This is a genomic window from Stenotrophomonas sp. (assembly GCF_036662295.1).
Classification (GTDB): domain Bacteria; phylum Pseudomonadota; class Gammaproteobacteria; order Xanthomonadales; family Xanthomonadaceae; genus Stenotrophomonas.
Genome location: NZ_JAVWXA010000095.1, coordinates 1 through 14348, shown reverse-complemented (window position 1 = coordinate 14348; position 14348 = coordinate 1). Strand labels below are relative to the sequence as shown.

Here is a 14348-nt window from a genome sequence, read left to right as displayed (position 1 = left end):
GCGGGGGGGGCGCGCGGGGCCCGCCCACCGCGGGTTGGTGCCGGGGTTGCTGGGGGTGCCGGCCCCGGGGCCGGCACTACCGGGCTTCATTCCTCTTCTTCCTCCGGCACCTCGTCCGCATTCAACGTGCGCGCCTTGCGCTTCGGCGCGGTGAACGGCGTCGGCGTGGGCACGCCCGGCAAGGCACTGCCGAAGACCATGTGCGCACCGGCGCGCAGGCTGCCGCCGGCCATTTCCAGCTCGAAACGCTCGGCGTCGCGCTCGCGGATCTGCTCGGCGATCTCGCGCGCATCGTCCTGGTCGGCGCCCAGTTCCATCAACGCGGCCTGGCCGAACTGTAGGGCCGATTCGAAGGTCTCGCGGATCTGGTAGTCCACCCCGGCGTGGATCAGGCGCAGCGAATGCTCGCGGTCGAAGGAGCGCACCAGCAGCTTGGCCTGCGGGAACTGGTGCGCCACCAGCTCCACGATGCGGTCGGCATCCTGGGCATTGTTGACGCACACCGCGATCGCCCGCGCCGACGCCGCACCGGACGCATGCAGCACGTCCAGGCGGGTGCCGTCGCCGTAATAGATCTTGAAGCCGAAGCGCTCGGCGTTGTGGATCATGTCCACGTCGTTGTCGATGATGGTCACATCCACGTCGCGGGCCAGCAGCGACTGGCTGGCCACCTGGCCGAAGCGGCCGAAGCCGATCATCAGCACGCTGCCGGACAGGCCGTCGGCCTCTTCCACGCCATCCAGGGACACTTCGCGGTCGGGCATGAGCTTGTCGTGCAGCAGCACGAACAGCGGCGTCAGCGCCATGGACAGCACCACGATCGCGGTGAGGTTGGCGTTGACCTCCACGCCGATCACCCCGGCCGCTGCCGCGGCGGAGAACAGCACGAAGGCGAACTCACCGCCCTGGGCCATCACCACGCCACGGTCCAGCGCCTGGCGATGGTCGCTGCCCATGATCCGCGCCACCGCATAGATGCAGACCGCCTTGGCCAGCATCAGCGCCAGCACGCCGGACAGGATCAACGGCCAGTTGTTGGCCACCACCGTCAGGTCCAGGGCCATGCCCACGCTGAGGAAGAACAGCCCCAGCAGGATGCCGCGGAACGGCTCGATGTCCGCTTCGATCTGGTGGCGGAAGGTGGACTCGCTCAACAGCACGCCGGCCAGGAACGCGCCCATCGCCATCGACAGGCCACCCAGCTGCATCAACAGGGCCGCGCCCAGCACCACCAGCAGCGCGGCGGCGGTCATCACCTCGCGCGCCTTGGCCGCGGCCAGGATGCGGAACAGCGGATTGAGCAGGAAGCGGCCGACCAGCACCAGCCCGACGATGGCCCCGGCGGCGATGCCGATGCTCACCCAGCGCGAGCTCTCACCGGCATCGGCCTGTACCGGCGCCATGAACGCCACCACGGCCAGCAGCGGCACGATCAGCAGGTCTTCAAACAGCAGGATCGACACGATCTTCTGCCCGGAGGGCAGCGCGATGTCGCCGCGCTCGGCCAGCAGCTGCATCACCACCGCGGTGGAGGTCAGCACGAAGCCGAAGGCGCCGATGAAGGCCACCTTGACCGGGAAACCGAACAGCATGCACACCCCGGTCAGTACCGCGCCACAGACGATGATCTGCAGCGTGCCCAGCCCGAAGATCTCGTTGCGCAGCCCCCACAGGTGCGAGGGCCGCATCTCCAGCCCGATCACGAACAGGAACATCACCACGCCCAGCTCGGCGGTATGCAGGATCGCCTGCGGATCGGAGAACCAGCCAAAGCCGAACGGCCCGATCGCCAACCCCGCCGCGAAATAGCCCAGCACTGAGCCCAGCCCCAACCGACGGAACAGCGGCACCATCACCACCGCCGCGCCCAGCAGCGCCACCACTTTCACCAGCTCGCTGGCACCTGCTTCGACCGCCATGCGGTTGTCCCCCGGACTACATCAAGGGCTCAACGATAGGGCAAAGCACACGACCGCAATAGCATCCATGTTGCGTCATATCGTGCTGAAAACAGAACGATACCCAATCCAAACCGAACATCGTCCCAAAACCCACTGTACGGCCGACCATGGGTCGGCAACCGCGACCCTCACACCGCGCAGAACGCCGCGTAATCCACGTACCCCGCAAACGCACGCCCCGGCGCGCACACCGCGCACGCCGGGTCCGGCCGCAGCCGCGTCTCGCGGAAGCGCATGCCCAGCGCATCGAACGCCAGCAGCCGCCCGACCAGCGGCTCGCCCATCCCCAGCAGCTGCTTGATCACCTCGGTGGCCTGCAGCAGGCCCACCATGCCGGGCAGTACCCCCAGCACGCCGGCCTCGGCGCAATTGGGCGCGAACGCGGGCGGCGGCGGCTCGGGGAACAGGCAGCGGTAGCACGGGGCCACGCCGCGCTGGCGACCGGCATCGAAGACGCTCACCTGGCCGCTGAAGCGCTCCACCGCGCCATACACCAACGGGATGCGGTGGGCGATGCAGGCATCGTTGAGCAGGTAGCGCAGCGGGAAGTTGTCCGAGCCATCCAGCACCACGTCCACGCCCTCCAGCAGCGCGTCGATGTTGGCCGAGGTGACCCGCACCTGCACCGCCTCCACGTCCAGCGACGGGTTGAGCGCAAGCAGGCGCGCGCGCGCCGACAGCACCTTCGGCTCGCCCACGCTGGCATCGGTGTGCACGATCTGGCGCTGCAGGTTGCTGCGCTCCACCACGTCGTCATCGGCGATGCGCAGGTGCCCTACCCCGGCCGCGGCCAGGTAGAAGCTGGCCGGCGCGCCCAGGCCACCGGCGCCGAGCACCAGCACGCGGGAGGCGAGCAACGTCGTCTGCCCGGTCACGCCCACCTGCGGCAGCAGCAGGTGGCGCGAATAGCGTTCGTTGAAGTCGCGCTCGGCGTCGCTCTGCAGCGGCTGCACCATCGGCAATGCCTGCGCGCGCCAGGCCGCGGTGCCCCCTGCGACCGAGCTGACGTTGGAATAGCCTGCGTCAAGCAGCGCCCGCCCCGCGTCGGCCGAGCGCTTGCCGCTCTGGCAGATCAGCAGGATCTCCCCGTCCACTGCCGGCAGGTGCGCGGCCGGCTCGGCCAGCAGCGCCGCCCTGGCCACGCCGCGCGCGCCTTCTGCCATGCCCCCGGCACGCTCGTGCGCCTCGCGCACGTCGATCAGCACCGCACCGTGGGCCACGCGCGCCCGCGCCTGTTCAGGGGAAAGCTCTGGAATGCTCATGCCGGCATTGTAGTGCCGGCCGCCAGCCGGCATGGCCAACCGAGCGAACGGCCCGCCACCGTAGTTACGCGGCCCCGCCTGCCGATACCCGCTGCCCCCGCGCGGCCAGCGCACGCCGGGCCGCCTCGGCCGCCCACGCATCGGATTCGTCCAGACCGTCGATCTCGGCCTCTGCAATCGGCGTCACCCGGATCACGGCGGCCGGCCCGAATGGCAAGCCCGGTATCTGCCGGTCATCGCGACTGAGGAGGATGCGGCGCAGTGGCGCGAACGCCTCGGTCAGGTCGCAGAACAGGATCGCGCCGGCCGTTTCGACATCGCGTGCGACGTCGCAGCCGTCTGCCACCTGGTCACCGATCCCGATCAGCGCGCGGGCCCAGTCTTCCTGCTGGCCGACCGCCAAGGCCTCCGCACCGAGCGCCAGGACGAGTTCGCACCCCACGCCGTTTTCGCGATCAGGGATGCCCGCCCAGGGGGTCGAGAGGCCGTCGGTCACCAGCGTCGGTCCGGCCGGCGTCGAGACCGCGAGAATGCGGCGGTGCGGCCCGAACCAGCGCGTCTGGTGGTGGACGTTGGCGTCGCCGCGTTGGGCGGCAACGGCGTCGGCGACCTGGCCGTGCGCGTTCCAGAATGCGCGCCGCGCGGCTGCAGCGGCGGCATACGCCGGGTCATCCGGACCGCGCGGCACGATGTCCGGGTCGAATATCGCCTCGACCGTGACCCGCCCCCGCAGCAAGGGCAGTGGCGATCGGGTCCAACGGACGGTCACGGTGTTGAAGCGGTGCGGCGGTGATGCCTCCAGCGTATCGACAACGCGCCTGATCGCCCGGTCCTGTACTTCCACGTCGGCGTCGAGGTAGCCGCCCGCCGCGTTGGTGTAGCCACCGGACTGCGTTGACACCCCCGCCTGTTCCGTCGTGGCGGTCCATTCGCCGCGAACGGCGCCCGGCGGCGCCCGGTCCAGGATCGGCCGAAGCGCCTTGACTGCATCGGAAATGGAATACGACCCCACGTTGCCCCCCGGCGTTGATGCATCCGTATATGGAACGCCGGCTTTCGCCGGCGATCATGGCCTCGCGTGGCGTGGCTTGCCAGCCATCTGTGGCTTGCCGGCCAGCGGCCGGCACTACCTGTAATGCAAAAGCCGGCTTTCGCCGGCTTCTGCATTATTTGCCCTTGACGTGCTTGATCAGGCGCCGCTTGCGCTTGATCTGACGCTCGGTGAGCACGTTCTTCTTGCCCTCGTAAGGGTTGGTGCCCTCGCGGAAGATGAACTGCACCGGGGTGCCGACCAGCTTGAAGCGCTTGCGGAAGAAGTTCTCCAGGTAGCGCTTGTACGAGTCCGGCAGGTCCTTCAGGCGCGTGCCGTGCACGATGAAGGTCGGCGGATTGGAGCCGCCCGGGTGCACGTAGCGCAGCTTGGACACATGGCCACGGATGGCCGGCGGCGGGTTGGTCTCGTAGGCCACTTCCAGCGCCTTGTTGACCTCGCTGGTGCTGAACTCGTGCGTGGCCGAGGCGTGCGCGGCGTGGATGCAGCGGAACAGCTCGCGCAGGCCCGAGCCATGCTTGGCCGAGATCCGCACCACTTCGGCCCAGGGCACAAAGCCGAGCTTGCGCGACACCAGCGCTTCGGCCTGCTCGCGCTGGTAATCGGTCAGCCCGTCCCACTTGTTGATGGCCACCACCAGCGCACGGCCGGCATCGAGCACCGCGCCGAGCACGCTGGCGTCCTGGTCGGTCACGCCTTCGGCGGCGTCCAGCATCAGCACGGCCACCTGGCACTGCTCGATCGCCTGCAGCGTCTTGATCACGCTGAACTTCTCGACCACCTCTTCCACGCGCGCCTTGCGGCGCAGGCCGGCGGTGTCGATCAGGCGGTACTCGCGACCGTCGCGCTCCATGTCCACCGCGATCGAGTCGCGCGTGGTGCCGGGCACTTCGGAGGCGATCATCCGCTCTTCGCCCAGCAGGCGATTGACCAGCGTGGACTTGCCCACGTTGGGGCGGCCCACGAAGGCGATGCGGATGCGGTTCGGATCGGTGTCCAGGGTTTCGGTGGTGCCCTCTTCGGGCAGCTTCTCCACCACCTCATCGATCAGGTCGTCCAGACCCTGGCGATGGGCCGCCGACACGGTCAGCATTTCGCCGAAGCCGTAACGGGCGAACTCCGAGCGCACGGTGTCTTCGTTCATGCCGTCGATCTTGTTGATCAACAGCACCGTCGGACGTGCCAGCTTGCGCAGCCAGGACAGGATCTCGTCGTCCATCGGGCCCTCACGGGCATCGACCACGAACAGGATCAGGTCCGCCTCGGCGGCGGCCGCGCGGGCCTGGCGGGCCGTCGCACCGGCCAGCCCTTCTTCTTCACCGGCGATACCGCCGGTATCGACCACCAGGAACGGGTGGTCTTCGTTGAGACGACAAACACCGTAATTACGGTCCCGGGTCACGCCGGGCTGGTCATGGACCAGCGCGTCGCGCGTACGGGTAAACGCATTGAACAGCGTGGACTTGCCGACATTCGGCCGTCCAACCAGGGCGACCAAGGGCAGCATCGCGGTAACTCCTTATTGTGCCAACCGGAATGCGGTCAGCTTTCCATCAACGTTCTGCACCAGCAGAATCCCATCGGCGGCTACCGGCTGCGCCAGCAGGGCGTCGCCGCCACTCTTGGCGCGAGCCGCGAACTCGCCATTGTCGGTCCGCAACCAGTGCAGGTAACCCTTGTAGTCGCCGACTACCACATAATCGCCCTGCAGCGCCGGACCGGTCAGCGAGCGCCGGGCCAGCCCGGTCTGCGACCACATCGCGGTGCCACTGGTCTTGTCCAGGCCGAACACGCCGCCCTTGTTATCGGTGACGAACACGTTGCCCGAGGTCAGGGCCAGGCCACCGGCACCGCCATGGTCGCGCGCCCACAGCGGGCGACCGGTCGGGCCTTCGATGGCCATGGTCTGGTTCTTGAAGCTGCTCACGAACAGGGTGTTGCCTTCCAGCACCGGGGCGCCGTCCACATCGGACATGCGCTCCAGCTCGGTGCGGCCTTCGCCGTTGGCGACCATCTGGTCCCACACGGTACGGCCATCCTGCATGCCCAGCGCCGACACGCTGCCATCGTCATTGCCGATGAACAGCACGCCCGGGCCGGTCACCACCGCCGCGTTGCCGCGCACGGTCAGCGCCGGCAGCTCACGCGGGTTGAACCAGCGCTGGGTGCCGTTGCCGGCGTCCAGGGCGGTCACGCGACCGTCGTTGCTGCGCACGAACACCATGCCCTGGGCAATGGCCGGTGCGGCGATCACTTCGCCGGTCACCTTGGCCCGCCACTTCTCGGTGCCGTCGTTGGCGTCCAGCGCGATCACCTGGCCGTCCAGCGTACCGATGGCGACCAGCCCCTCGCCCACGCCGGGACCACCGGACAGGCGCAGCTTGGGCTTCTTCTTTTCCTTCTTCGGCTCCCACGTCCAGACCTTCTTGCCGGTCTGCAGGTCGATGGCATGCACGCCACCGTAGATCGCGGCCGCATACACGCGCCCATCGGCGATGGTCGGGCCCTGGCGGACGCCGATGCGCTTCTCACCCTTGCCGACGTTGACGCTCCAGAGCCGGTCGACCTTGACGGTCGGTTCGAACTTGACCAGTTCGGCCGGTTCCAGCGCCTTCTTGGCGGCCGCGTCCTTGCCGGCGAACCAGCCCTTCACGGTGGTGCAGCCAGACAGGGCAACGCCCAGCAGGACCACGGTGGCAACGCGCTTGATCATGACCATCTGCTTCATTACACCGACTCCGCAGCATCGGTGACGGTGCCACCGGCATCCATCACTTTGGTTTCAAGCAGTCGCCGCTGCGGCGCTGCCACGTCCAGCGTCTTGAGCGCCTTCTCATACTGTTCCCGGGCGGCATCACGCTTGCCCTGGGCCATTGCCACGTCACCCTGGATCTCCAGGCTGGTGCTGTCGGTGGCACCGCCGAGCGCCTTCACGGCCTCGTCGTACTTGCCGGTCGCCAACAGCAGGCGCGCGATGCGCTGGGTGATCACCGGCTGGAACTCGGCGTCGGCCTGGATGCCGCGCAGGGTCGCCAGCGCCTCATCGTTCTTGCCGGCCTCGACCTGGGCCTTGGCCAGCTGCAGGGCCGCCAGGTCCGAATAGATGTTGGCCTTGCCCGCGTCGAGCGCCTTGACGCCCTTGGCCGCTTCGGCGAGGTTCTTGTCCTGCAGGTGCTTTAGCACGGCCTGGTACTGCACGTTGGCGCCGGCCAGCGAATTGCTGTGCTCTTTCTGCCACCACTGCCAACCGGCAATGCCGCCGATCGCGATCGCGACACCCGCGATGATGCTGACACCATTCTTCCGCAGCCAGCTGCGGACGCGTTCACTTTGTTCGTGCTCGTCGAGCAGATCGTCGATCGCCATGCGTACTCTCGCCCCGCCCGTGAAGGGGGACTATTTGAATTGGATTGGGAAACGCGACTCAGTGCGAAACTGGGGCCACGGAGCCGTCAGAGGATACCGTAAAGCGTGCCACGTTGGCTCGCTGGTAGGGCGAAAGGTCGACGATAGTGCCAGCCTGCTGAACCTCCACCGCCGATGCATTGCCCAGCACCATGCGCCCGACCTGACCCGGGCTGAAGCTGCGCGCTTCGCCGGATTTGACCAGGGCCTTTTCCACGGTGCTGCCATCGGGGGCGGAAATGTCCACCCAGCTGTCGCCGGTGAACTGCAGGTTGAGCGCACCGGCCGGCGCCGGGGTGGCCGCTGCGGGGCGCGCGACCGGGGTCAGCGAGGCCAGGTACGGCTCGACCGGGCTGGAGGCGGTCGCGCTGGCCGGGGTGGCGGCGGGCGCGGTGGTCGCCGGGCGGGTCGAGTCGACCGGGCCGGCACCACCGGCAACAGGCACGGCCGCCGGGATCACGTCCAGCGAGGCGGTATTGGGCAGCGGGTTGGCGCCATCGAAAAAGCCCCGGGTGGCAAACCAGACCGGCACCACCAGGGCGAGGGTCAGGCCCACGTACAGGGCACGGCGGCCGAGGTTTTCGGCAATCCGGCGGCCGCGCGGGGTATGGGTGTGGCTGACCAGCTCCGGCGGCACGACCGGGCCGATATGGGCCTGCTCCAGTGCATCGCCAAGGTCCACCTTGAGCAGGCGCGCATAGCTGCGCAGCTGGCCGCGCACGAACACCGGCGCGCCCAGGCGCTGCCACTGTTCTTCCTCCAGCGACTTCACCACCTGCACCGGCATGCGCAACTGCTGCCCCACTGCTTCGAGCGTCAGTCCTGCCGCTTCCCGCGCCTGGCGGAGACGAGCTCCACAGCCGGCAGCGGCATCAAAAGCGTTCACAGTCTGGTCATCAATCACAATGCTTCAACCCCGGGGATTAGGAGCCGCATCCTGCGGAAATTCGTCGCGAATTCGCTGCAGATAACGACCGGATGCCACTGTGTCGCCAAGCTGCGCCTCGATTTGAGAGGCAAGTTGTAACACGGAACGTGTGGCCGGCGCAGCCGCAAGACGACGTTGGGAGAAGGCCCGCGCCTCGAAATAGCGGCCCTGGGCGTACTCGCTGCGGGCCATCGACTCCAGTGCATAGGCGTTGCCCGGGTCCAGCGCGATGGCGTTGCGCAGGTCGCGCGCGGCGCGTTCCGGCTGCCCGGCGTCGAGCGCGCAGCCCCCGGCGTTGGCCAGTGCCGCCGCCGGCGTGGCGTAGCCCGGCGCGGCCAGGGCCCGCTCGAACCAGGCCAGCGATTCGGCCGCCCGGCCATGGGTGCACAGCCAGGCGCCATAGTTGTTCAGGGCGTCACCCTGCTCCGGCGCCAGCTCGGCCGCCTTGTGGTACAGCGTGCCGGCACCGGCATCGTCGCCGCGCTGGCTGGCGATGTTGGCCAGCATCAGATAGGCGTCGGGGCGGCTGCCGTCGATCTTCAGCGCGGCCCGGGCCTTCTTTTCGGCGGTGGCCAGCTGCCCGGCGCGCAGCGCCTCGGCGGCCAGGGTCACCTGGTCCTGGTAGCCCACCCGCTGGCGGATGGCGGGGTTGTCGCGCACCTCGTACACCGGCGCCACGGCCAACGGGCCGGACGGCGGCTTGATGCCTTGTTTACCGCAGCCGACCAATGCCAGCGCGATGAGGACAACGGCTGGCAATCGGACGTCAGGCAGCGGCATCCCGGCTTTTCCCGTCCTGGAGCGACTTGTTGAACTCGGCCTGGCGACGCGTGCGATCCATCACCTGGCCCTTGAGCTGGCCGCAGGCGGCATCGATGTCGTCGCCACGGGTACGCCGCACCATGGTCAGCACCTGCGAATCGAGCAGGATCTTCTGGAAGGCGCGGATCTCCGTATCGCCGGAGCGCTCGTAGCGCGTGCCCGGGAACGGGTTGAACGGAATCAGGTTGACCTTGCCCGAATGGGAGGCCTGCACCGCGTTGTCGAACTGGCGCATCAGCCGCGCCAGCTGGCGGGCATGCTCGGGCTGGTCGTTGATGCCCTTCATCAGGGTGTATTCGAAGGTCACCGACTCACGGCGCTTGTTGGCGCGCAGGTAGCGGGCGCACGAGGCCATCAGCTCGACGATCGGGTATTTCTTGTTGAGCGGCACCAGCGTCTCGCGCAGCGCATCGTTGGGCGCATGCAGGGAGACCGCCAGCGACACGTCGCTCTCGGCGGACAGCCGGTCGATCTGCGGCACCAGGCCGGAGGTGGACAGGGTCACGCGCTTGTTGGCCAGGCCGTAGCCCAGGTCGTCGCGCATCACGCTCATGGCGCGCACGACGTTGTCGAAATTCATCAACGGCTCGCCCATGCCCATCATCACCACGTTGGTGAGACGACGCTGCTTGTGCGGGATGTTGCCCAGGTGGCGCGCGGCGACCCACACCTGGCCGATGATCTCGGCGGTGGAGAGGTTGCGATTGAAGCCCTGGGTGGCGGTCGAGCAGAACGTGCAGTTCAGCGCGCAGCCGACCTGCGAGGACACGCACAGCGTGCCGCGGTTCTTGTCGGGGATGTACACCGCTTCGATGGCGTTCTTGCCATCGGTGCCCATCGCCAGCAGCCACTTGTGGGTGCCGTCGGCGGACGGTTTGTCGAACACGATGTTCGGGACACGGACCTCGGCGTGCTGGTGCAGCTTGGCGCGCAGTGCCTTGCCCAGGTCGGTCATCTGGTCGAAATCGGTGACGTAGTGGTGGTGGATCCACTTCATCACCTGGTGGGCACGGTAGCGCGCTTCGCCGAGTGTCTCGGCGAAGAAGCGCTCCAGACCCTCGCGATCGAGGTCGAGCAGGTTCTGCTTGGCCACAGCCACGCTCGGGACGAGCACGGATGGGATGGCGGTTGGCTGTACGACCTCGTTCACGGCATCACTCTCAGCGCGAGACGACTTCAGTCGCGGCGAAGAAGTAGGCGATTTCGATCGCGGCGTTCTCGACCGAGTCCGAGCCGTGGGCGGCATTGGCATCGATGGATTCAGCGAAGTCGGCGCGGATGGTGCCGGCGGCCGCTTCCTTCGGATTGGTGGCGCCCAGCAGGTCGCGGTGGGCCAGCACGGCGTTCTCGCCTTCCAGCGCCTGGATCATCACCGGGCCGGAGATCATGAACTCGACCAGCGCGTTGAAGAACGGACGCTCGCGGTGCACGGCGTAGAAGCCTTCGGCTTCACGGCGCGACAGCTGCTTGTACTTGGCGGCCACGACCTTCAGGCCGGCCTTTTCGAAGCGGGCGTAGATTTCGCCGATGACGTTCTTGGCGACGGCGTCCGGCTTGATGATGGAAAGGGTGCGCTCCAGCGCCATGGGAATTCTCCGTTGGGCGGGCCACTGATCGGCCCGAGAGTAACATGAAAAAAACCCGCGTCAAAACGCGGGCTTAGCCTGATATACGTGAGGCAATTCTAACGTGTAACCCACCCGTGCGGTAGTGCCGGCCGCTGGCCGGCAATCCGTTCCGGCGCAAGCGAAGGGCGCCGGTTCAGGCATTTCCCGGTTGACGGCCACCGGCAGGCAGTGCCGGGACAAGAACGAAGCCCCCACCAAGCTGCGCCGCACAATGCACCCGCGGTGCCCCGGGTCTAATATCAAACAATCGTTTGATTGAACCCTGCCCGCCCCATGGCCAAGCCCGCCCATTTCTCCACCAAGGACCGCATCCTCGGCGCGGCCGAGGAGCTGTTTGCCCAGCATGGCTTTGCCGGCACATCGCTGCGCCAGGTCACCAGCCAGGCCGATGTGAACATCGCCGCGGTCAACTACCACTTCGGCTCCAAGGAAAACCTGGTCAACGAGGTGTTCCGCCGGCGCATGGACGAGATGACCGCCGCCCGCCTGTCCCAGCTGGAAACGGCCCGGCGCGAGCACCCTGCCCAGCTGCGGCCGGTGCTGGCCGCCTTCGTCGAGCCGGCCCTGGCGATGGCCCAGGACCGCCAGACCGGCGGCGCCTTCGTGCGCGTGATCGCGCGCGCCTATGCGGAAAAGAATGACAACCTGCGCAAGTTCCTCTCCGACCACTACGGCCATGTGCTGCGCGACTTCGGCAAGGCCATCGCCGCCTGCGTGCCGGAGCTGAGCAAGGAAGAGCTGTACTGGCGCCTGGATTTCCTGGCCGGCTCGCTCACCTATGCGATGGCCGACTTCGGCCTGATCAAGCGACCCGCCGGTGTCACCGAAGCGGCGCATCGTGCCCATGCCGCCCGCGAATTGATCCACTTCGCCGAAGCCGGTTTCCGCGCCAGCGCGGGTTCTGACGCTGCGACGACCTCCGTTTCCACCCCGTAGAGCCCGGCCGTGCCCGGCTTCCAGACAATCAAAGGCTTATCGACATGTCCAATTCCCTGCTAGTCCGCCGCGCCGCCGTGCTGGGTGCCGGCGTCATGGGTGCCCAGATCGCGGCCCACCTGACCAACGCCGGCGTCGACACCGTGCTGTTCGACCTTCCCGCCAAGGAAGGTCCGGCCGATGGCATCGTGCTCAAGGCCATCGCCAACCTGGGCAAGCTCAGCCCGGCCCCGCTGGCCAGCAAGTCCTACGCCGAGGCGATCACCCCGGCCAACTACGAGACCGGCCTGGAGCAGCTGAAAGACTGCGACCTGATCATCGAGGCCATCGCCGAGCGCATGGACTGGAAGCAGGACCTGTACAAGAAGATCGCCCCGTTCGTGGCCGACCACGCCGTGCTGGCCTCCAACACCTCCGGGCTGGGCATCAACAAGCTGGCCGACGTGCTGCCCGAGCAGCTGCGCCACCGCTTCTGCGGCGTGCATTTCTTCAACCCGCCGCGTTACATGCACCTGGCCGAGCTGATCCCGGCCACCACCACCGATGCCGCGGTGCTGGAAGGCCTGGAAGCTTTCCTGGTCACCACCCTGGGCAAGGGCGTGGTGTACGCCAAGGACACTCCGAACTTCATCGGCAACCGCATCGGCGTGTTCTCGATCCTGTCCACCATCCACCACACCCAGCAGTTCGGTCTGGGCTTTGACGAGGTGGACGGCCTGACCGGCCCGCTGGTGGGCCGCCCGAAGTCGGCCACCTACCGCACCTCCGACGTGGTCGGCCTGGACACCATGGCCCACGTCATCAAGACCATGGGCGACACCCTGCCCAACGATCCGTGGCACGAATTCTTCAAGTCGCCCAAGTGGCTGGACGCGCTGATCGGCAAGGGCGCGCTGGGCCAGAAGACCGGCGCGGGCATCTTCCGCAAGGTCGGCAAGGACATCGTGGTGCTGGACCTGGAAAAGCAGGACTACCGCCCGGCCGACCGCAGCGCCGCCCCGGAAGTGGTCGAGATCCTGAAGATCAAAAACCCGGCCGAGAAGTTCGCCAAGCTGCGCGAAAGCCAGCACCCGCAGGCGCAGTTCCTGTGGGCCACCTTCCGCGACCTGTTCCACTACAGCGCCTACCACCTGGCCGACATCGCCGAGACCGCGCGCGACGTGGACCTGGCCATCCGCTGGGGCTACGGCTGGTCGCTGGGCCCGTTCGAAACCTGGCAGGCCGCCGGCTGGAAGCAGGTGGCGCAGTGGATTGCCGATGACATCGTGGCCGGCAAGAGCATGAGCAACGCCCCGCTGCCGGACTGGGTGTTCGACGGCCGCGACGGCGTGCACGCCGCCGAAGGCAGCTACAGCCCCTCGCGCAATGCCAAGCTGCCGCGCTCGGCGCTGCCGGTGTACCAGCGCCAGCGCTTCCCCGATCCGCTGCTGGGCGAGCAGTTCAGCACCGGTGACACCGTGTTCGAGAACGACGGCGTGCGCATGTGGCACGACGGCGACGGCATTGCCGTGGTCAGCTTCAAGACCAAGATGAACACCGTGTCCGACCACGTGCTCGATGGCCTGCAGGAAGCGATCAAGCGCGCCGAGAAGGACTTCAAGGGCCTGGTGATCTGGCAGCAGAAGGAACCCTTCTCCGCCGGCGCCGACCTGGCCGGTGCCCTCGGCCTTCTGCAGGCCGGCAAGGTCGACCAGTTCGAAGAGATGGTGCACAACTTCCAGCGCACCAGCCAGCGCATCAAGTACTCGCTGGTGCCGGTGGTGACCGCCGTGCGCGGCCTGGCCCTGGGTGGCGGCTGCGAGTTCCAGATGCACAGCGCCAAGAGCGTGGCCGCGCTGGAAAGCTACATCGGCCTGGTCGAAGCCGGCGTGGGCCTGCTGCCCGCCGGTGGCGGCCTGAAGGAACTGGCGGTGCGCGCTTCGGTGGCGGCCGGTCCGGGCGGCGACGTGTTCGCCGAACTGAAGAAGACCTTTGAAACGGTCGCCATGGCCAAGGTCTCCAACTCGGCGGTCAATGCCAAGGAACTGGGCCTGATGCGCGCCACCGACAAGGTGGTCTTCAACAGCTACGAAGCGCTCTATATCGCCAAGGCCGAAGTGCTGGCGCTGGCCGAAGGCGGCTACCGTCCGCCGATGCCGGCCCGCCGCATCCAGGTGGCCGGCGACGTGGGCATCGCCACCTTCAAGATGATGCTGGTCAACATGCTCGAAGGCCGCTTCATCAGCCCGTACGACTACGAGATCGCCGTGCGCATCGCCACCGTGCTGTGCGGCGGCGAAGTGGATCGCGGCACGCTGGTGGACGAAGAGTGGCTGCTGACCCTGGAGCGCAAGCACTTCGTCGAACTGGCCCAGC

Annotated in this window: 12 protein-coding genes; 2 read left to right on the top strand and 10 right to left on the bottom strand. The window is 67.6% G+C overall.

Annotated elements, in window-relative coordinates:
• Positions 1-86: 86 nt before the first annotated feature.
• The 10 genes from RSA25_RS15530 to ndk all read right to left on the bottom strand — a co-directional run bounded on the left by RSA25_RS15530 (position 87) and on the right by ndk (position 11015).
• The gene (locus RSA25_RS15530) at positions 87-1919 is read right to left on the bottom strand and encodes a monovalent cation:proton antiporter-2 (CPA2) family protein (RefSeq protein WP_332809750.1); all 1833 of its coding nucleotides are present in this window, start codon (positions 1917-1919) and stop codon (positions 87-89) included.
• Between the two features lie 170 nt (positions 1920-2089).
• Positions 2090-3223 (bottom strand): molybdopterin-synthase adenylyltransferase MoeB, encoded by a 1134-nt coding sequence (moeB, locus tag RSA25_RS15525; protein WP_332809749.1) that lies wholly within the window; start codon positions 3221-3223, stop codon positions 2090-2092.
• 64 nt (positions 3224-3287) lie between these two features.
• Positions 3288-4235, bottom strand: a complete 948-nt coding sequence (locus RSA25_RS15520) for a hypothetical protein (protein ID WP_332809748.1) — start codon at positions 4233-4235, stop codon at positions 3288-3290.
• A 154-nt stretch (positions 4236-4389) separates the two neighbouring features.
• A complete protein-coding gene (gene der, locus RSA25_RS15515; RefSeq protein ID WP_332809747.1) occupies positions 4390-5781 on the bottom strand; it encodes a ribosome biogenesis GTPase Der in 1392 nt (463 codons plus the stop codon).
• A gap of 12 nt (positions 5782-5793) precedes the next feature.
• Positions 5794-7002 (bottom strand): outer membrane protein assembly factor BamB, encoded by a 1209-nt coding sequence (gene bamB / locus RSA25_RS15510; protein WP_332809746.1) that lies wholly within the window; start codon positions 7000-7002, stop codon positions 5794-5796.
• A complete protein-coding gene (locus RSA25_RS15505; RefSeq protein ID WP_332809745.1) occupies positions 7002-7640 on the bottom strand; it encodes a tetratricopeptide repeat protein in 639 nt (212 codons plus the stop codon). Before RSA25_RS15505 ends, bamB begins: the two co-directional genes overlap by 1 nt.
• A gap of 58 nt (positions 7641-7698) precedes the next feature.
• Positions 7699-8583 carry a RodZ domain-containing protein gene (locus RSA25_RS15500; protein ID WP_332809744.1) on the bottom strand — a complete coding sequence of 295 codons (885 nt, stop codon included), beginning with the start codon at positions 8581-8583 and terminating at the stop codon, positions 7699-7701.
• Positions 8584-8589: 6 nt separating this feature from the next.
• On the bottom strand, positions 8590-9387 hold the full coding sequence (pilW, locus tag RSA25_RS15495) for a type IV pilus biogenesis/stability protein PilW (protein ID WP_332809743.1): 798 nt from the start codon (positions 9385-9387) through the stop codon (positions 8590-8592).
• Entirely contained in the window at positions 9374-10522 is a 1149-nt protein-coding gene (rlmN, locus tag RSA25_RS15490; RefSeq protein ID WP_332809742.1) for a 23S rRNA (adenine(2503)-C(2))-methyltransferase RlmN, read from the bottom strand. The genes pilW and rlmN overlap by 14 nt, the downstream gene beginning before the upstream one ends.
• A 67-nt stretch (positions 10523-10589) precedes the next feature.
• The gene (ndk, locus tag RSA25_RS15485; RefSeq protein WP_008265389.1) at positions 10590-11015 is read right to left on the bottom strand and encodes a nucleoside-diphosphate kinase; all 426 of its coding nucleotides are present in this window, start codon (positions 11013-11015) and stop codon (positions 10590-10592) included.
• 315 nt (positions 11016-11330) lie between these two features.
• On the opposite strand from ndk, the gene RSA25_RS15480 reads away from it, so the two are divergent.
• The gene (locus RSA25_RS15480; protein ID WP_332809741.1) at positions 11331-11993 is read left to right on the top strand and encodes a TetR family transcriptional regulator; all 663 of its coding nucleotides are present in this window, start codon (positions 11331-11333) and stop codon (positions 11991-11993) included.
• Positions 11994-12037: 44 nt separating this feature from the next.
• Positions 12038-14348, top strand: a 2311-nt coding sequence (locus RSA25_RS15475; protein WP_332809740.1) for a 3-hydroxyacyl-CoA dehydrogenase/enoyl-CoA hydratase family protein, incomplete at its 3' end; no start/stop codon positions are given.